Source organism: Cupriavidus alkaliphilus (assembly GCF_900094595.1).
Taxonomy (GTDB): domain Bacteria; phylum Pseudomonadota; class Gammaproteobacteria; order Burkholderiales; family Burkholderiaceae; genus Cupriavidus; species Cupriavidus alkaliphilus.
This window is the reverse complement of sequence record NZ_FMAD01000006.1, coordinates 281,645-298,372: the sequence shown is the minus strand read 5'-3', so window position 1 is coordinate 298,372 and position 16,728 is coordinate 281,645. Positions and strand designations below refer to the sequence as shown.

16 protein-coding genes and 1 pseudogene are annotated in these 16,728 nt (G+C 68.4%); 10 read left to right on the top strand and 7 right to left on the bottom strand.

What is annotated here, in order from left to right; translation table 11 throughout:
* Window positions 1–89: 89 nt before the first annotated feature.
* Entirely contained in the window at window positions 90–536 is a 447-nt protein-coding gene (locus tag GA0116996_RS15150; RefSeq protein WP_092313037.1) for a winged helix-turn-helix transcriptional regulator, read from the top strand.
* 22 nt (window positions 537–558) lie between these two features.
* Here GA0116996_RS15150 and uraH (GA0116996_RS15145) read toward each other — a convergent pair whose 3' ends face one another.
* The 3 genes from uraH (GA0116996_RS15145) to GA0116996_RS15135 are packed head-to-tail and all read right to left on the bottom strand — an operon-like array spanning window position 559 to window position 2,785.
* Window positions 559–894, bottom strand: a complete 336-nt coding sequence (gene uraH, locus GA0116996_RS15145) for a hydroxyisourate hydrolase (protein WP_012355646.1) — start codon at window positions 892–894, stop codon at window positions 559–561.
* A 30-nt stretch (window positions 895–924) separates the two neighbouring features.
* Entirely contained in the window at window positions 925–1,434 is a 510-nt protein-coding gene (gene uraH, locus GA0116996_RS15140) for a hydroxyisourate hydrolase (protein WP_092313034.1), read from the bottom strand.
* A 1-nt stretch (window position 1,435) separates the two neighbouring features.
* A complete protein-coding gene (locus GA0116996_RS15135) occupies window positions 1,436–2,785 on the bottom strand; it encodes an MFS transporter (RefSeq protein ID WP_092313031.1) in 1,350 nt (449 codons plus the stop codon).
* Window positions 2,786–3,201: 416 nt separating this feature from the next.
* Between GA0116996_RS15135 and GA0116996_RS15130 the strand changes: the two genes are divergently transcribed.
* Both GA0116996_RS15130 and uraD read left to right on the top strand, forming a co-directional pair.
* Window positions 3,202–4,146, top strand: a complete 945-nt coding sequence (locus tag GA0116996_RS15130; RefSeq protein ID WP_092313028.1) for a LysR family transcriptional regulator — start codon at window positions 3,202–3,204, stop codon at window positions 4,144–4,146.
* 134 nt (window positions 4,147–4,280) lie between these two features.
* Entirely contained in the window at window positions 4,281–4,799 is a 519-nt protein-coding gene (gene uraD / locus GA0116996_RS15125) for a 2-oxo-4-hydroxy-4-carboxy-5-ureidoimidazoline decarboxylase (protein ID WP_092313025.1), read from the top strand.
* Between the two features lie 9 nt (window positions 4,800–4,808).
* Here uraD and GA0116996_RS15120 read toward each other — a convergent pair.
* Window positions 4,809–5,475: pseudogene (locus tag GA0116996_RS15120) on the bottom strand (hypothetical protein).
* The gene (locus GA0116996_RS15115; RefSeq protein ID WP_092313019.1) at window positions 5,472–6,878 is read right to left on the bottom strand and encodes a selenium-binding protein SBP56-related protein; all 1,407 of its coding nucleotides are present in this window, start codon (window positions 6,876–6,878) and stop codon (window positions 5,472–5,474) included. Before GA0116996_RS15115 ends, GA0116996_RS15120 begins: the two are co-directional and overlap by 4 nt.
* Window positions 6,879–7,133: 255 nt before the next feature.
* On the opposite strand from GA0116996_RS15115, the gene GA0116996_RS15110 reads away from it, so the two are divergent.
* Complete coding sequence (locus GA0116996_RS15110; protein WP_092313360.1) at window positions 7,134–7,538, top strand: PaaI family thioesterase; 405 nt, start codon at window positions 7,134–7,136, stop codon at window positions 7,536–7,538.
* 7 nt (window positions 7,539–7,545) lie between these two features.
* Here the strand turns inward: GA0116996_RS15110 and GA0116996_RS15105 are convergent, their stop codons facing one another.
* Window positions 7,546–8,544: an AraC family transcriptional regulator gene (locus GA0116996_RS15105; RefSeq protein WP_092313016.1), complete on the bottom strand. Its 999-nt coding sequence runs from the start codon at window positions 8,542–8,544 to the stop codon at window positions 7,546–7,548.
* Window positions 8,545–8,705: 161 nt separating this feature from the next.
* Here GA0116996_RS15105 and GA0116996_RS15100 point away from each other — a divergent pair, with 161 nt between their 5' ends.
* The 4 genes from GA0116996_RS15100 to GA0116996_RS15085 all read left to right on the top strand — a co-directional run bounded on the left by GA0116996_RS15100 (window position 8,706) and on the right by GA0116996_RS15085 (window position 12,740).
* Entirely contained in the window at window positions 8,706–9,686 is a 981-nt protein-coding gene (locus tag GA0116996_RS15100; RefSeq protein ID WP_092313013.1) for a quinone oxidoreductase family protein, read from the top strand.
* Window positions 9,687–9,698: 12 nt separating this feature from the next.
* Entirely contained in the window at window positions 9,699–10,541 is an 843-nt protein-coding gene (locus GA0116996_RS15095) for a TauD/TfdA dioxygenase family protein (protein WP_092313010.1), read from the top strand.
* 52 nt (window positions 10,542–10,593) lie between these two features.
* The gene (locus GA0116996_RS15090; RefSeq protein WP_092313007.1) at window positions 10,594–11,652 is read left to right on the top strand and encodes a beta-keto acid cleavage family enzyme; all 1,059 of its coding nucleotides are present in this window, start codon (window positions 10,594–10,596) and stop codon (window positions 11,650–11,652) included.
* An 89-nt stretch (window positions 11,653–11,741) separates the two neighbouring features.
* The gene (locus tag GA0116996_RS15085; RefSeq protein ID WP_092313004.1) at window positions 11,742–12,740 is read left to right on the top strand and encodes a tripartite tricarboxylate transporter substrate binding protein; all 999 of its coding nucleotides are present in this window, start codon (window positions 11,742–11,744) and stop codon (window positions 12,738–12,740) included.
* Window positions 12,741–12,767: 27 nt separating this feature from the next.
* Here GA0116996_RS15085 and GA0116996_RS15080 read toward each other — a convergent pair whose 3' ends face one another.
* Entirely contained in the window at window positions 12,768–13,700 is a 933-nt protein-coding gene (locus GA0116996_RS15080) for a LysR family transcriptional regulator (protein WP_092313001.1), read from the bottom strand.
* A gap of 173 nt (window positions 13,701–13,873) precedes the next feature.
* Here GA0116996_RS15080 and GA0116996_RS15075 point away from each other — a divergent pair, with 173 nt between their 5' ends.
* Together GA0116996_RS15075 and GA0116996_RS15070 are read left to right on the top strand one after the other, a co-directional pair.
* Window positions 13,874–15,193 (top strand): MFS transporter, encoded by a 1,320-nt coding sequence (locus tag GA0116996_RS15075; RefSeq protein WP_092312998.1) that lies wholly within the window; start codon window positions 13,874–13,876, stop codon window positions 15,191–15,193.
* Window positions 15,194–15,223: 30 nt separating this feature from the next.
* The gene (locus tag GA0116996_RS15070) at window positions 15,224–16,720 is read left to right on the top strand and encodes a M81 family metallopeptidase (RefSeq protein WP_092312995.1); all 1,497 of its coding nucleotides are present in this window, start codon (window positions 15,224–15,226) and stop codon (window positions 16,718–16,720) included.
* Window positions 16,721–16,728 lie beyond the last annotated feature (8 nt).

Genomic DNA, 16,728 nt, shown 5'->3' with positions numbered 1-16,728 from the left:
TGCAAATCAAAACCAGTTGAAGCGTAGGCCGGCTAGTTTTAAAATGCAACCACTTTGACAGCGGGCGATGCGCCCAAGGCTAGCCAGACATGGTCACCCGCAAGGAGCCGAGCGAAGACACCTGCCCCGTGGCGCGCGCGCTGGCGCTGGTCGGCGACCGCTGGTCGCTGATGATCGTGCGCGATGCCTTCGACGGCATGCACCGTTTCAGCGACTTCCAGCGCAGCCTGGCGGTGGCGCGCAATATCCTGTCCGACCGCCTGCGCCGGCTGGTGGACGCCGGCATCCTGGCGACGCGGCCGGCCTCGGACGGCAGTGCCTACCAGGAATACGTGCTGACGGAAATGGGGGAGAGCCTGTTCCCCATCGTGGTGGCGTTGCGCCAGTGGGGAGAGCACCACCTGTTCGCGCGCGGCGAGCGCCGCTCGCAACTGGTGGAAAAGCGCACCGGCAAGCCGGTGCCGCCGATGATGCCCCGCTCCGGCGAGGGCAGGGTCCTGTCGCACGACGAGGCGGAGGTGCGCAAGCCGCGGTAGGCGCGGGCCTGTGCCCCGGCGTTCAACTGCCGCGATAGGTGCCGAAGCTCCACGGCGAACACAGCAGCGGCACGTGGTAGTGCTGCGCGGCATCCGCGATGGTAAAGCGCACCGGCACGATGTCGGCGAACACGTCCGGGGTGCGGAAGTAGTCCGCCACCCAGAAGCGCAGCTCGAACTCGCCGGTGCGCGCCTGGGCGGGCGGCAGCATCGGCGCGTCGGTGCGGCCGTCGTGGTTGGTGCGGGTGCGCGCGAGCAGCCGGGGCGGCTGCACCGCGACGTCGAACAACTCGACCTGCATGCCGGCCACCGGGCGGCCCAGGGATACGTCGAGCACATGTGTGCTGATACCTGCCATGATGCGATCTCTCCGGGTTGGGCCGCGGGCTCAGCTGCCGCGATAGTAGTTGTAGCTCCACGGCCCGAACAGCACGGGCAGGTGGATGCGCTGGCTGGCGTCGGTCACGCGCACGCGCAGCGGGATCTTCGACAGGAACGACGGTTGCGGCAGGCTGGCCTTGCGCGCGGCGAAGTATTCGTCGGCGTGCAGGATCAGCTCATAAGTGCCGGTGCGGTAGCTGTCGCCGATCAGCAGCGGCGGCTCGCTGCGGCCGTTGGCGGCCAGCGTGACGGTCTGCAGCGGCGTGCGCTGGCCATGGTCGATGCGGAACATCTCCACGCGCATGCCGGCCGCGGGCGTGCCGTGGTAGGTGTCCAGCGCATGCAGCGTCAGGCGCGGGCTCAGTCCGCCTTGCTGCACCGGTGCAGCGGTCTGGTTGGGGGCCGGCGCCTGCGGCGTGGCGCCCCAGCTGGCGCCGGCCAGCAGCGCGCCGCCGCCCAGCGTCATCGATTGCAGAGCGAAGCGCCGGCGGGCGCGATCAAAATCGTGTTCGTCCATCTCAGGCTCCTTGACGTGCCGGCTTGCCGCGCAGCTGGCGGATGCCCACCAGCACCAGCACCGCGGCCAGCACTTCGATCACTGCCACCAGGTACAGCCCGGAGGTGAGCTTGCCGGTGGTGTTCTTGACCAGCCCCATCACGTACGGGGCGCCGAAGCCGGCCAGGTTGGCCACGGAGTTGATCAGCGCCACGCCCACCGCGGCGGCGCTGCCGGCCAGGTAGCGGTTGGGCAGCTGCCAGAACACCGGGATCGCGCTCATGGTGCCGACCAGCGCGGCGGTCATCGCCAGCAGCGCGATCACCGGCGACAGCACCTGCGCCCCCAGCAGTACCGCCAGCACGGCCATGGCACCGCCGCCCGCCAGCGCCGCGCCGCTGAAGTGCCAGCGCACTTCATTGCGGCGGTCGGAATGCGCGCCGTTGAGGATCATGCCGGCGGCGCCGCACAGGTACGCCACCGCGGCGATCCAGCCCACCGCCATCGGCGTGGCGAAGCCCACGTCCTTGATGATGGTCGGGATCCAGAAGGTCAGCGTCGAGTTGGCGCACAGCAGGCAGAAGAAGATCGCGATCAGCAGCCACACCTTGGGGTTGGTGAAGAGCGTGCGCCAGTCGTGGCCGCGCTCGCCCATGGCGGCGTTGTCGCGCCTGAGCGCGTCCTGCACCACGCGCTTCTCGGCGTCGGACAGCCAGCGCGCCTGCTCGGGCTTGTCGGTCATGTAGAACCAGGCAAAGATGCCGGCCAGCACCGACGGGATGCCTTCCAGGATGAACAGCCACTGCCAGCCGTGCATGCCGCTGACGCCGGCCATGCCGGTCATGATCCAGCCGGCCAGCGGCCCGCCCAGCACGCCGGCAATGGCCGACGCCGACATGAAGGTGCCGAAGGCGCGCGCGCGGCGCTGCGACGGGTACCAGTAGGTCAGGTACAGGATCACGCCGGGGTAGAAGCCGGCCTCGAACGCCCCCAGCAGGAAGCGCAGGATGTAGAACTGCGCGGGCGTGGTGACGAAGCTCTGCAGCATGCAGATCACGCCCCAGCAGATGGTGATGCGCATGATCGTCTTCTTGGCGCCGATCTTCTGCAGCAGCATGTTCGACGGCACTTCGAAGAAGAAGTAGCCCAGGAAGAAGATGCCGGCGCCCAGCCCGTACACGGCTTCGCTGAAGCGCAGCGCGTCCAGCATCTGCAGCTTGGCGAAGCCGATGTTGACGCGGTCCAGCCACGCCAGCACCCACAGCACCCCGAGGAAGGGCAGCAGGCGCCAGGTAACCTTGCGGTAGACGCTGTCCTCGGCGTCTTCGGCGGTGCCGGCGAAGACCGGTACGCCTTGTTTCGTGATCGACATGATGTCTCCTGTCTTGTGGTGTTCTGCCAGGCCGGGCCTGGTGGCGGTGCATGCGGTCCGCCGCGGCTGGCGCGCCGTGGCTGATGGATTGGGAGCAAGTATATGAATGGCCCGCCGATGCGAAACGAGGGGGCTGGTATAAGCCCCATAGCAGCGGCGATATGGGCCGCAATCCCTTGCCTGGCGCGGGTTTGCGGGAATTCGCGGCGGCTTGCGGCGGACCTATGGATTACCCTGATCGGTCCGCCGTGGGGATGCCGCGCGCGCTGCGCGGCGACGCCTGTCCGGGTTCCACCGGTTGCCGTGCGGTGCGCGACACGCTACAAAGTCGCCATGGCCTGGCATGCCAGCACCACCGGGAGCGGCGCCCGCCGCACCCGCCATGCCTTCTTTGTTCCCCTTGTCACGGACTCAACATGATTCGCGCCGACGACCCGTTCGACACCTACCTGCTGCGCGTGCTGTGCATCCTGATTGCCGAGCAGAGCGTGTCGCGCACGGCGATCCGCCTGAACCAGTCGCAGCCGGCCATCAGCGCCGCGCTCAAGCGCCTGCGCGCGATCTTCAACGACCCGCTACTGACGCGCGAGAAGAACGTGATGGTGCCGACCGAGCGTGCGCTGCAGCTGGCGCGCAACGCGCAGGCCGCGCTCAGCGCGCTGGACAACCTGCTGGTCTCGGACGACCGCTTCGACCCGGCCACCACCGAGCAGAGTTTCGTGGTGGCGATGCCGGACTACCTGGCGCCACCGTTCTTTGCCCATGTGGTGCGCGCCGTGCGCCGCGCCGCGCCGCATGCGCGGCTGTCGGCGCTGCCGCTGGGGACCAGCTTCGACTATGAGCAGGCGCTGTCGGCGGGCGCGGTCGATATCGTGATCGGCAACTGGCCCAATCCGCCCGAGCACCTGCACCTGTCGGTGCTGCTGGAAGACGAGGTGGTGTGCGTGGTGGCGCAGGACAGCGTGCACGCGCAGCCCGGCAAGTTCACCGCGCAGGCCTACCTGGGCGCCTCGCATATCGTGCCGACGCCGTATTCGCGCGACCAGCGCGGGCTGGTGGATGCAGGCCTGAGCACTATGCGCGTGCATCGCGACAACCGGGTCAGCTGTCCTTACTTCAACCTCGCCCCCAGCCTGATCCCCGGCACCGACCTGATCCTGACCACGGCGCGCCACTTCGCCAATTACCACGCGCAGCATGTGCCGCTGGCGGTGCTGGAACCGCCGATCGAGTTCCCCTTCATGCGCTTCTACCAGCTGTGGCACCCGTCGCGCCACCGCTCGGCCGCGCATGTGTGGCTGCGCGGCATGCTGAGCGCGGCGTCGCAGGAACTGCGCGACCTGCGCGACCTGCATCGTTAGCGGTATCGGTTTCTGTTATGCGATCTATAGGGGGCGGACTCTCGCCGCTGCGGCGGGGCGTTCCTATACTCGGCCCCGCGTATTCAACGATTGCAACGATTGCCCTTGCGGGCATCCCTACGGGAGAAGCCTCCATGTCTCACCCCCTCGACCTGGCGTCGGTCAACGCCCTGGACGAAGCGGCCTTTGCCGAGGCCTTCGGCAGCGTGTTCGAACATTTTCCGCAGGCCGCGGCAGGCGCCTGGGCGCAGCGGCCGTTCGCCTCGGTGGCGGCGCTGCATGGCGCGATGATGGACGTGGTGCGCAAGCTCGATGCGCCGCGCCAGTGCGATTTCCTGAACCTGCACCCGCAGCTGTCGGCACGCAATATCCGCGCGGGCACGATGACGGCGGATTCCAGCGCCGAGCAGAAGAGCGCCGGACTGGATGCGATGTCGGTGCAGCAGGAGGCCGCGCTGGACCAGCTCAACGCCGACTACCAGGCGCGCCACGGCTTCCCCTTCATCATCTGCGTGCGCCACTACACCCGCGAAGGTATCTTTGCCGCGTTCGAGCGCCGCATCGGCCGCAGCACGCAGCAGGAACTGGACGAGGCGCTGGCGCAGATCGCAGCCATCACGCGCGGGCGGCTGGCGGCGCGGCTGGCCGGCTGAGCCCGGTTCCTAGCCAAACGCTTCAAGGCCGAGCGCCAGCGCCCCCAACCAGGATGAGGCTGAGGGCCCAGACCGCCTCCAGGTTGAACCAGCTGCGCGAAACGAACTGCAGCCCCAGGTAGCGGTAGACCAGCCACGCCATGCCGCCGCCCATGGCAAACATGGCCAGCGTATGCAGCAGGGCCACCGCCAGCGCCATGCCCAGGTTGGCACTGGCGAGCGTGGCGGCCGCCTGGTGCCCCGGCTCGCTCTCGGTGCGGCACAGGCCAAGATAGATCGGCACCAGCATCAGCCCGGCGCCATGCGCGATCGCCACCGCGAACGACCACAGTGCGAGGCGCGATGGCGCAATGCGCACCAGTGCGCGCGGATGGCCGCGCCTGAGCAGCAGCGCGATGCCGCCGGCGATCAGCAGCATGCCGGCGCCGATGCGGATCTGCGCCTGCCAGGCGACCAGCGCGGCCAGCATGCCGAACGGCAGTGTCACCGCCAGCACCGCCAGCGCGTGCCCGGCCGCCAGAAACCCCAGCGCCGCAAGCACGGCGCGGCCGCTGTGCGCCAGCAGGCCGTTCGATACCGCCAGCGGCCATCCCATCGCCGGGTTGACGCCGTGATAGAGGCCGCTGGCCAGCACCGCCGACCACAGGCCAAGCTGTTCCCAGTCGTGCCCGCTCAAGCCCTGGCCGAGGGATAGCAAAACGAATCGGTCGAGCAGTCGCCGCCTTCCAGCCGGATCTGGTGCGCGCGGTAGCCTTCGGGAAACTCGACCCAGTAATCGTCGGCCAGCTCCAGGCCACCGTCCGCTCCGGCGCGGGCCATGACCTGCGCGCCGGGAATGCCGTCGGGGTAGAACTGCTGGTCCCAGGTGGAATACAGCGAGTTGGTCCAGTAGACACGCTCGCCGTCGCGGCTGATCTCCACCATCTGCGGGCCGCCGGCGAAGGGCTTGCCGTTGGGGTGCGGGGTGCGGCGGACCATGCCGCCGAGATGGACCGAGCCCGCCAGCCGGGGCTTGCGCGGATCGGTGACGTCGTACTGGCGCATCTCGCCCGTACCCCAGCACGACACATAGAGGAATCTGTCGTCCAGCGACAGGTCGATATCGGTCACCAGTGGCGGCACCGCGCCGAAGCCTTGCAGCAGCGGCGGCAACTGGCTCGCGTCGGCGGCTTCCGCCGGGATCGTCGCGGTCTTCTCGGCGTGGAACTTGCCGTCTTCGCGCCACCAGGTCCAGATCGAGCCCTCGAGGTTGGTGGTGTCGACCACCACGCCGACGAAGCCGTACTCGCGCACCGGGTCATGCGCGGGGCGGACTTCCAGCGCCATCTGGTGATTGGCGCCCAGGTCGATGGTCTGCACGTTGCGCCGTGCGCGCAGGTCCCAGAAATGCAGCTTGTGGCCGTAGCGGTTGCCGAGCAGGTCCTCGGGCACCAGGCCGTTCTCGAACTGCGGCGGCAGGGCCCATTCGCTCGACACCATGTAGTCGCGCGGCAGGTTCCACCAGAAGTCGTAGTGCTTCTGCTGCTCGCCGCGGTCGATCTCCCAGCGGCCCAGCACCTCGAAGGTCTCGCAGTCCATGATGAAGATGCCGGGGGTGCCGTCCGTGCCATCCGGCCCGCTGCCGCCCAGCGTGCTGACATAGATGCCTTCCGGGCCGCAATGCACGGTATGCGGCCGCGAATAGCCGGTCTTGCGGAAAATCTCGTCGGGTTCGACGATCTTGTGGATGCGCGCCTGGGTCGGATGCGGCTTGGTGTCGACGATATACAGGCGCGACGAGCGCATTCCCGGAATGATCAGGTAGCGCCGCTCCAGGAACGCATGGCCGGTCAGCGGCGACAGCGCCGACGAACACGCGTTCCAGCCGAAGTGATGCAGCTCGTCGCCCTTGTGCGTCATCGGCACGGTATGCACCACCTGGCTGTAGGTCGGCGATCCGGGTTTGACGTCGATCACCGCGAGCGCGTCGGGTTGCGTGCCGTCGGGGCTGAGCAGCACCGTATAGGCGAAGGATTCCGCGGGCGCGTGGATCGCAAGCTCCGGCGAGGCGTGAAACGTCGGATCTGGCCGCATGTTCATGGTGAGCCCCTCCCTGGTCCTGGCGGACCTTGCGACATCGCCGGTACGTCACCTGGCGCGTGGCCGAGTGCGCGGTAAGCCTACTTAGCCTAGGTCGTTCTGCATGCCGAGTCAAAGCCGTGCGTGCCGCGGCGCGTGCGTGGATTCATGCAGGCGGAAGGGCCGGTTTGCGAAATAAAGATTGTCGGAAACACGCGGATCGCGCAGAAAGGAGGCTTGACCAAGCAAAGGAAATCCCAGGCGATGGACGTGGCAATGGCAGCAGGCAAGGGCGAGGCGTACAGCCTCGACAATCCGGCACTGGAAAGCATCGGTGTCAGCATCACCCATTGGCGCGACGACTACGTCGAGCTGGAACTGCCGCTCGCGCCGAGTATGCTGAACCGCAGCCGCGTCGTGCATGGCGGCACCCTCTGCACCTTGCTCGATGCCGCCACCGGCTATGCCGGCCTCTACTCGGCGCCGGGCGAGAGCCCGCGGCATGCGGTCACGCTGTCGCTGACGTCGAACTTCCTCAGCAACGGGACCGGCAAGCTGCTGACGGCGAAAGGCATGGTCGACCGCCGCGGGCGTTCGATCTTCTTTTCGCGCGCCGAGGTATGGCTCGATGGGGAACTCCTGGTGGCCACCGGCGTCGCCACGATGAAATACCTGAAGTAGGCCCGCCTCAGGCGCCATCCTGGCGCCAGCGCGTCGGCGACTTGCCGAACTGCGCCGCGAACCAGCGCGAGAATGCGCTGGGTTCCGAGAATCCGAGCAGCGTGGCGACCTGCGCCAGCGGCCGCCGCGGATCCTGCAGATGGCGTTGCGCCAGCTCGCGGCGCACCTCGTTGACCAGTGCCGAAAACGTCAGGCCATCCTGTTCCAGCTGGCGCTGCAGGGTGCGCGGGCTGGTGCCGAGGCTTTGCGCGACCTGTTCCACCGCACCGCGTCCGCGCGGCAGCAACTGGGTGAGGGTGCGCCGCACGTCCGCGGCGATGGATGGCTTGCCGGCCCCTGGCTGCAGGTCGAGGAAGCCCCGCGCGTACCCGGCCAGGCTGGCATCGGCCAGGGGATTGACGCGGTCCAGGTCGCCGCTGGCAAGCACCAGCCCGTCGAAGTCCGAACCGAATTCGAGGCGCGGCCCGAACAGGCGCCGGTGGATGCGCAGGTCGGCGGGCGCCGCATGCGCGAAATGCACGCTGTGCGGCATCCACGACTCGCCGAGGATGGCGCGGATCAGGCTGTGCAATGCGGCCACGGTCAGTTCCATGGCCTGCCTGCCGGGCTGTTGCCGCCCAGTCTGCAGCGTCACGTGCAGCACCGCGACACCGGGATGCTCGGTGACCAGGATGGAAATGGAGTCGCTGAGCCAGTGGCGGTAGCGCTCGATCTCGGCCAGCGCCTCGCGCAGCGTGGGCTGATGCTGCAACAGCAGGCTCACCGGGCCGAAGTCCGACAGGCGCCACGATTCCCCCACCATCAGGCCAAGCGAATGGCAGCCCGTCTCGCGCGCCGAGGCCTCCAGCACCTCCGCCAGGCGCTGCTCGGGAATGCGCAGGTCGGGCGTGTACAGGCACGCCTGGTCCAGGCCTGCCCGGGCCACCATCCGCACCGGATCCAGGCCCGCGCCCCGGGCAATTCCCAGGTATTTGGTCAGCGATGCGCTGCGAACAAGGACGGTCATGGGGCTGCCGCGGGAGTGGGTGGGGGCGTCGGTCGTGTCCGTCGTCAAATGGCAAATCGTGGCGCGATCGGTCAAGGGCGCTGCGGCCCGGCTGTCTCACAATCGACTGCGCCGCGCCAATGATAGCGGCGCGGGCAGGACACCACAATCAGGAGACAGCCTTGGCCAAAGCCATTCGCATGTATGAGACCGGAGGCCCCGAAGTCCTCCGCTACGAGGACGCCGAGGTCGGCGATCCCGGCCCGGGCGAGGTACGGATCCGCCACGTCGCGGTCGGGCTCAACTATGCCGACACTTACTTCCGCAACGGCACCTACCCCGTGCCGCTGCCCAGCGGCATGGGCGTCGAGGCGGCCGGCGTAGTGCAGGCGGTCGGCCCCGGAGTGACCCACATCGCGGAGGGCGACCGCGTCACCTATACCGGTTTCACCAACACCTTGGGCGCCTACAGCACCGAGCGCCTGGTGCCCGCCGCGCCGCTGATCCGCCTGCCGGATGCGATCGGCTTCGAGACCGCCGCGGCGATGACCATGCGCGGCCTGACCTCGGCCTACCTGATGCGCCGCATCTATCCGTTCAGCGGCGGCGAGACCATCCTGCTGCACGCGGCTGCCGGCGGGGTGGGGCTGATCGTGTCGCAGTGGGCCAGGCTGCTCGGCCTGACCGTGATCGGCACGGTGTCGACCGAAGCCAAGGCCGAACTGGCGCGCGCGCATGGCTGCGACCACGTCATCGACTACACCCGCGAGGACGTGGCCACGCGGGTGCGCGAGCTGACCGGCGGCACGGGCGTGTCGGTGGTGTTCGACAGCGTGGGCCGCAGCACCTTCCAGGGCTCGCTGGATTCGCTCAGGCGACGCGGGCTGATGGTCTGCGTCGGCACCGCCTCGGGCACGATCCCGCCGTTCGATCCGCAGCTGCTGGCGAGGAAAGGCTCGCTCTACCTGACCCGCCCCGCGCTGGCCGACTACATTGCCGATCCCGCCGAGAAGGCCGAACTGGCCGCGGAAGTCTTCGGCCACGTGGCCGCGGGGCGGCTGCGCATCGGCATCAACCAGCGCTACGCACTGGAGGATGCGGTCCAGGCCCACCGCGACCTGGAGTCGCGCAAGACCACCGGCTCTTCGATCTTCGTGTTGTAAAGGAGCGTCCCCATGCGAGTCCAACAACTTACCTGCAGCATCGGCGCCGAACTGAGCGGCGTCAGCCTGGCCGATGCCGCGCGCGATGCGGCGCTGTTTGCCGAGATCAAGTCACTGCTGCTCGCGCACAAGGTGCTGTTCCTGCGCGGCCAGGAGATCTCGCGCGCCGACCACGTGGCGTTCGCGCGGCGCTTCGGCGAACTGGAAGACCATCCGGTGGCGGGCAGCGATCCCGATCATCCCGGCCTGGTGCAGATCTACCGCAGCGACAAGCGCGAGAACTACGAGAACAGCTACCACACCGACGGCAGCTGGCGCGAATGCCCGCCGATGGGCTGCGTGCTGCGCTGCATCGAGTCCCCGCCGGTGGGCGGCGACACCATCTGGGTCAACATGGCTGCGGCGTACGAGCACTTGCCCGAGGAAATCAAGCAGCGCATTGCCGGCCTGCGCGCCAAGCACGGCATCGAGCATTCCTTCGGCGCGGCGATGAGCCCGGAGAACCGCGCCAGGCTGGCCGCGCAGTACCCCGCGGTCGAGCACCCGGTGGTGCGCACGCATCCGGAGACCGGCGAGAAGGTGCTCTATGTCTGCGGCTTTTCAACCCACTTCGTCAATTTCCACACGCCCGAGAACGTGCGCTACGGACAGGACAAGACCCCGGGCGCCAGCCATCTGCTGAACTACCTGATCAGCCAGGCGGCGATTCCCGAATACCAGGTGCGTTTCCGCTGGCAGCCCGACAGCGTGGCGATCTGGGACAACCGCTGCACCCAGCATTACGCGGTGCAGGACTACTGGCCGGCGCCGCGCAAGATGGAGCGCGCCGCCATCATCGGCGACAAGCCGTTCTGAGCCGCGCCAGCGCCGCAGGCCTGGCCAGCGCCACGATAAATGGAGACATGCCGTGCATTACCTAGATGGATCCCTGTTCCCTGAAAACCAGCAGCCGCTCATCATCACCGCGGCACCTTACGCGCCGGGCTGGCTGCCGTCCGATTTTCCGGAAGACATCCCGGTGACGATGCCAGACCAGATCCAGAAAGCCGTTGACTGCTACAACGCCGGCGCGACGGTGCTGCACCTGCACGTGCGCGAACTCGACGGCAAGGGCTCGAAGCGCCTGTCCAAGTTCAACGAACTGATCGCCGGGGTGCGCAAGGCGGTGCCGGAGATGATCATCCAGGTCGGCGGATCGATCAGTTTCGCCCCGGAGAACGAGGGCGATGCAGCGAAGTGGCTGTCCGACGACACGCGCCATATGCTGGCCGAACTCGACCCCGTGCCGGACCAGGTCACGGTCACGGTGAACACCTCGCAGATGAACGTGACCGAGCATGCCGAGCTGGCGGATTTCAAGGGAACCTCGCGCGAGAACCCTGCCATCTTCAACGCGTACAAGGAAATGACGGTACCCGCCCAGCCCGGCTGGGTCGAGGAGCATATCCGCCGCCTGTCGGCCGCCGGCATCCAGAGCGCATTCCAGTGCTACAACATCAATAGCTTCGAATCCGTCGAGCGGCTGATCCGGCGCGGCATCTACAAGGGCCCGCTGGTGATGAACTGGGTCGCCATCAGCGGCGGCATGGATGCGCCGAGCGTGTTCAACCTGGCCAACATCGTCCGCGCGGTGCCGGATGGCGCGGTGCTGACCGTCGAAAGCTCGGTGCGCAACGTGCTGCCGGTAAACATGATGGGCATCGCGCTGGGGCTGCATGTGCGCTGCGGGACCGAGGACTGCCTGTGGAACCAGTCTCGCACGGCCAAGATGAGCACGGTGAAGCAGATCGAGCAACTGGTGCGCATCGCCGGCGAATTCGGCCGCAAGGTGGCAACCGCCCGGGAGGCGCGCGAGATCCAGAAGATCGGCGTGTTCTACGACACCGTCGAAGAAACGCTCGCGGCCAACGGCTTTGCGCCGAACCGCAACGGCGGCAACCAGGGCTTCCTGCGCAAGGCAGCCTGAACCGGTCCGGCTGCCGCTGGCAAGCGGCCCGCAGAAAGGGCAGGGGCGGCAGCTGGCTGCCCCGAGCCCTCGCATATTCGGAGACAACCATGAAGCAAGCACAACCGTCGGCGCGCCGCAGGGCGTTGCTGTCATGCATGCTCGGCCTGGCGCTGCCGGCGGCGCTCCCCGCGCTCGCCCATGCCCAGGCGTGGCCGACCAAGGTCGTCAGGATCGTGGTCGGCGGCCCCGCCGGCGGTACCGCCGACATCCTCGCGCGCCTGCTGGCCGAGGGGCTGACGCAGTCGCTGGGCAAGCCGGTGATCGTCGAGCAGAAGCCCGGCGGCGCCGGCGCGATCGCGGTCGGCACGCTGCTGTCGGCGCCGCACGACGGGCATACGCTGCTGCTGATCCAGGGCGGCATCGTCTCCGAGACGCCGCTGGCGCTGAAGGTCTCGTTCGATCCGTTCAGGGACCTGAAGCCGATCGTCCAGGTGGCGCGCACCGGCCTGGTACTGGTGGGCAACCCCAGGCTGCCGGCGAAGAACTTCAGCGAGCTGCTGGCCTACATCAAGAGCAAGCCGGGGCAGGTCGACTATGCCTCGTACGCCGCCGGCATGCGCGGGCAGACCCTCGGGGTCCAGTTCAACCGGCTGGCGGGCGTGAACATGAGCCACGTCGGCTACAAGGGCTCCCCGCCCGCGCTGCAGGACGTGATGGGCGGCCACGTGCCGCTGATGTTCGACGGCCTGGCGACCTCGCTGCCGCTGATCAAGGCCGGCAAGCTCAGGGCCTATGCGGTGGCCTACCCGAAGCGCATTCCCGCGCTGCCGGAGGTGCCGACCTTCGCCGAGGTCGGCTTCCCGGCAATGACCGAACCGGGCTGGATGGGCCTGTGGCTGCCGCCGGACGTGCCCGCGGCGGTGCAGGAAAGGATCCGCAACGCCACGCTGGCGATCGTGCAGCAGCCCGGCTACCGCAAGCACGTCGAAGACATGGGCATGGACAACGGCCAGCCGCTCAGCAGCGAGGCGCTGTCAAGGGAAGCGCGCGCGGCGTATGAGCGGCAGGCGGAACTGCTGAAGTCGATCCGCTTCGTGCCGGAGTAGCCACGGACTGCAGCGGGGGCGCGGGGGCTAGCGCTTCCTGCGCCGGCGCGCGCCGGCGAACATCGACATGTCGCGCAGGATGCAGTCCAGCAGCGTATTGGCGGCCACGCCCATGGGCCGGCCCGCCTTGACCAGCAGGCGCGCCTTGGCGGCTTCGAACAGCGGATGGGCGATCGGCAAGGTCACCAGTTCGCCGGACTGCAGTTCCCGGTACGCCGCGAAGCCGCCGATCAGCGTGATGCCGTCGTGGCGCTTCACGAAGTGGCGCAGCACTGCCAGCGAATTGGTGGTGAGCGTCGGGCGGATCTGGATGTTCTCCGCGTACGCCAGCATCTGCACCACCTGGCCCAGGCCGAATGCCGGCGGCATCATGGCCAGCGGATAGTCCGCCAGATCCTGCACATGGACCTTGCCGCCGCGGCGCGCCAGCGGATGCCCGGCATGCACCAGCAGCACCACCGGCTGCGACGACGTGGCCACCCAGGCGATGTCGGCGTGGCCGGGCGGGTTGTAGGCCAGGCCGATATGGGCACGGCTTTCCGCCACCTCCTGCAGCACGTTGTTGACCGGCAGGATGTCGACGGTCACGTCCAGCCGGGGATAGCGCGCGCAGAAATCCGTCAGCACCTCATCCATCAGGCCGTCGACATAGCCTTCGCTGGTGGCGATGCGCACCTGGCCATGCTGCAGCCCGCGCAAGGCCTGCAGGCGGTCTTCGAACAGTTCCTGCTGGGCGCGGCAGCCGCGCCAGTATTCCAGCAGGTGCACCGCCGCTTCGGTCGGCTGCACGCCGCGCGCATGGCGGTCGAACAGCGGCGCGCCCACTTCTTCTTCCAGCAGGCGGATCTGGCGCGTGATCACCGACGGCGAGGTGTTGATGCTGTCGGCCGCGCCGCGGATCGAGCCGTGGGTCAGGACTTCATGGAAATAGCGCAGCCTGCGCTGGTTCAGTTCGCGCATGTCGGACCTCGTTGTCTGGCGTGGAAGGCGCCGGCATGTCGTGGTGTTGCCGGCAGGGCAACGATAGCCGACTTAAGTTGCTCTTGCTCTGTTTTTTCAGATGCCAGACGATCAACGCCTGCCAGAGAAAGACATCGCGTCCACAAGAGCCGACCACCACGGGAGAGATCGACATGTCCGCAACCCTGCCCCCACGCACGCCCACGGAAGCCGCCAGCGCCGCGCAGCAGGCGCTGTACCGCAAGCTGAACTGGCGCCTGTTGCCGTTCCTGCTGCTGTGCTACACCTTTGCCTACCTGGATCGCGTCAACATCGGCTTCGCCAAGCTGCAGATGCAGAGCGACCTGGGTTTTTCCGACGCGGTGTACGGGCTGGGTGCCGGCATCTTCTTCTTCGGCTACGTGCTGTTCGAGATCCCGAGCAACCTGATGCTGCCCCGCATCGGTGCGCGCAAGACCATCAGCCGCATCCTGGTGCTGTGGGGCCTGACCTCGGCGGGCATGATGTTCGTGCGCGACGAAACCACGTTCTACGTGCTGCGTTTCCTGCTTGGCGTGTTCGAGGCCGGGTTCGCCCCGGGGATGATCTTCTACCTGACCTACTGGTACGGGCAGCAACGCATGGCCCGGGTGATGGCGGTGGTGATGCTGGCCGGGCCCATCGGCGGCATCTTCGGCTCGCCGCTGTCGACCTGGCTGATGACGGCGCTGTCCGGCGCGCACGGGCTGGCGGGGTGGCAATGGATGTTCCTGGTGGAAGGGCTGCCATGCGTGCTGCTCGGCGCGCTGGCGCTGCGCGTGCTGGCGGACCGGCCGGCCGAGGCAAGCTGGCTCAGCGACGCGGAAAAGCGCATGCTGGCCGCCGAGCTGCGGGCACCGGCGGGCGGGCATCACTCGTTCGGCCAGGTCGCGCGCGATCCGCGCGTGTACCTGCTGGCCTTTGCCTACTTCACCATGATCTGCGGCATCTACGCGGTCAGCTTCTGGCTGCCGTCCATCCTGAAGGCGGACGGCGTCACCGACACCATGCAGATCGGGCTGTATTCGATGATTCCCTATATTGCCGCGGCGATTGCCATGCTGGTGATCGGCCGCAGCTCGGACCGCCGCGGCGAGCGCCGCTGGCATAGCGCGGTGCCGGCCTTTACCGGCGCGGTGGCGCTGGCCGTGGCCACGCAGTCCAGCGGCAACCTGCCGGTGTCGCTGGCGTGCATGACCATCGCCACGGCGATGATGTGGGCCGCCTATACCGTGTTCTGGGCAATTCCGTCGCAATACCTGAAGGGCGATGCCGCGGCCGGCGGCATCGCGCTGATCAACACCATCGGCCTGGTCGGCGGCTTCCTCAGCCCTACCATCATTGGCGCCGTGCGCACTGCCACCGGCAGCATGCAGGCCGGCCTGCTGGTGATGGTGGTGCTGCTGATGGCCGGCGCGGCGGTACTGGTGGCCAACCGGATGCCGTCGCCGCAGGGCGCGGTGTCGCCGGCCTGACGCCGGACTTTTGTTTCACGGAGAAGAACCTTGGCAACACGGATCCTGGTCGCCGGCTTCCAGCACGAGACCAATACCTTTGCCCCGTCAAAGGCCACTTACGCCAGCTTCGAGCGCGGCGAAGGCTTTCCCGCGATGGTGCGCGGCGATGACATGCGCGCGCTGCGCGACGTCAATATCCCGGCCGGCGGCTTCATCGCCGCCGCCGAGCGGCACGGCTGGACGCTGCTGCCGGTGGTCTGGGCCGGCGCCAGCCCGTCCGCGCACGTGACCGAGGACGCGTACGAGCGCATCGCCGGCAAGATCGTCGGCGCCGCCCGCGCGGGCGGCTTCGACGCGGTTTACCTCGACCTGCACGGCGCCATGGTGGCCGAGCACACCGACGACGGCGAGGGCACGCTGCTCGAGCGCATCCGCGCGGCGGTGGGCCCCGGGGTGCCGGTGGTGGCCTCGCTCGACCTGCATGCCAACGTTACGCAGGCCATGCTGCAGGCGGCCGACGCGCTGGTGGCCTACCGCACCTACCCGCATGTGGACATGGCCGAGACCGGCGCGCGCGCCGCGGCGCTGCTGCAGCGCCTGCTGGAGCGCAAGCGAGCGCTGCACCGCGCGGTGCGGCGGCTGCCGTTCCTGATCCCGATCAACGGCATGTGTACGCTGCTGGAGCCAGCGCGCGCCATGTACGCGCTGTTGCAGCAGCGCGAGCGCGGCGCGGTGGTGTCGCTGTCGTTCGCGCCGGGGTTCCCCGCCGCCGATTTCCCGGAGTGCGGGCCGGTGATCTGGGGCTATGGCGAGGATGCCGACGCGGCCGAAGCGGCGGTGCAGGCGCTGTACGACCGGATGCTGGCCGACGAGCCCGCCTGGGAGGTGCCGTTCCTCTCGCCCGACGAGGCCGTGCGCGAAGCCATGCGGCTTGCCGCGGGGGCCACGCGCCCGGTGGTCATTGCCGACACGCAGGACAACCCCGGCGCGGGCGGCGATTCGAACACCATGGGCATGCTGCGCGCGCTGTTGCGCCACGGCGCGCGGCAGGCGGCCATCGGGCTGATCTGGGACCCGGCCGTGGCGGCCGAGGCGCACCGTGCCGGCGTCGGCGCGACCATCGAGGTGGCGCTGGGCGGCGTATCCGGGGTGCCCGGCGACGCGCCGCTGCAAGGCCGCTTCGAGGTGCTGAAGCTGACTGATGGCGTGTGCCGCTACGGCGGGCCGATGATGCACGGCATGCTGGCCGATGTCGGCCCGGTCGCACTGTTGCGCATCGACGATGTGCAGGTGGTGGTCAGTGCCGGCAAGGCCCAGATGCTCGACCGCAACCTGTTCCGCGTGGGCGGGGTCGAGCCCGAGGCGATGAAGATCCTGGTCAACAAGAGCTCGGTGCACTTCCGCGCCGATTTCCAGGGCATCGCGCATGCCGTGCTGGTGGCCAAGGCGCCGGGCCCGATGACGGCCGATCCGGCCGACCTGCCATGGACCAGGCTGGCCCCGGGCATCCGGCTCAAGCCGATGGGCCGGCCCTTCCCGGGCTGATTCCGGGC

Bases quoted from the DNA above. Each gene is read 5' to 3' on its own strand.
- GA0116996_RS15095 (WP_092313010.1), top strand. From the start codon at position 9,699: ATGCGAGTCCAACAACTTACCTGCAGCATCGGCGCCGAACTGAGCGGC.
- GA0116996_RS15130 (WP_092313028.1), top strand. From the start codon at position 3,202: ATGATTCGCGCCGACGACCCGTTCGACACCTACCTGCTGCGCGTGCTG.
- uraH (WP_012355646.1), bottom strand. From the start codon at position 894: ATGGCAGGTATCAGCACACATGTGCTCGACGTATCCCTGGGCCGCCCG.
- GA0116996_RS15115 (WP_092313019.1), bottom strand. From the start codon at position 6,878: ATGAACATGCGGCCAGATCCGACGTTTCACGCCTCGCCGGAGCTTGCG.
- GA0116996_RS15085 (WP_092313004.1), top strand. From the start codon at position 11,742: ATGAAGCAAGCACAACCGTCGGCGCGCCGCAGGGCGTTGCTGTCATGC.
- GA0116996_RS15080 (WP_092313001.1), bottom strand. From the start codon at position 13,700: ATGCGCGAACTGAACCAGCGCAGGCTGCGCTATTTCCATGAAGTCCTG.
- GA0116996_RS15110 (WP_092313360.1), top strand. From the start codon at position 7,134: ATGGCAGCAGGCAAGGGCGAGGCGTACAGCCTCGACAATCCGGCACTG.
- uraH (WP_092313034.1), bottom strand. From the start codon at position 1,434: ATGGACGAACACGATTTTGATCGCGCCCGCCGGCGCTTCGCTCTGCAA.
- GA0116996_RS15150 (WP_092313037.1), top strand. From the start codon at position 90: ATGGTCACCCGCAAGGAGCCGAGCGAAGACACCTGCCCCGTGGCGCGC.
- uraD (WP_092313025.1), top strand. From the start codon at position 4,281: ATGTCTCACCCCCTCGACCTGGCGTCGGTCAACGCCCTGGACGAAGCG.
- GA0116996_RS15135 (WP_092313031.1), bottom strand. From the start codon at position 2,785: ATGTCGATCACGAAACAAGGCGTACCGGTCTTCGCCGGCACCGCCGAA.
- GA0116996_RS15105 (WP_092313016.1), bottom strand. From the start codon at position 8,544: ATGACCGTCCTTGTTCGCAGCGCATCGCTGACCAAATACCTGGGAATT.
- GA0116996_RS15075 (WP_092312998.1), top strand. From the start codon at position 13,874: ATGTCCGCAACCCTGCCCCCACGCACGCCCACGGAAGCCGCCAGCGCC.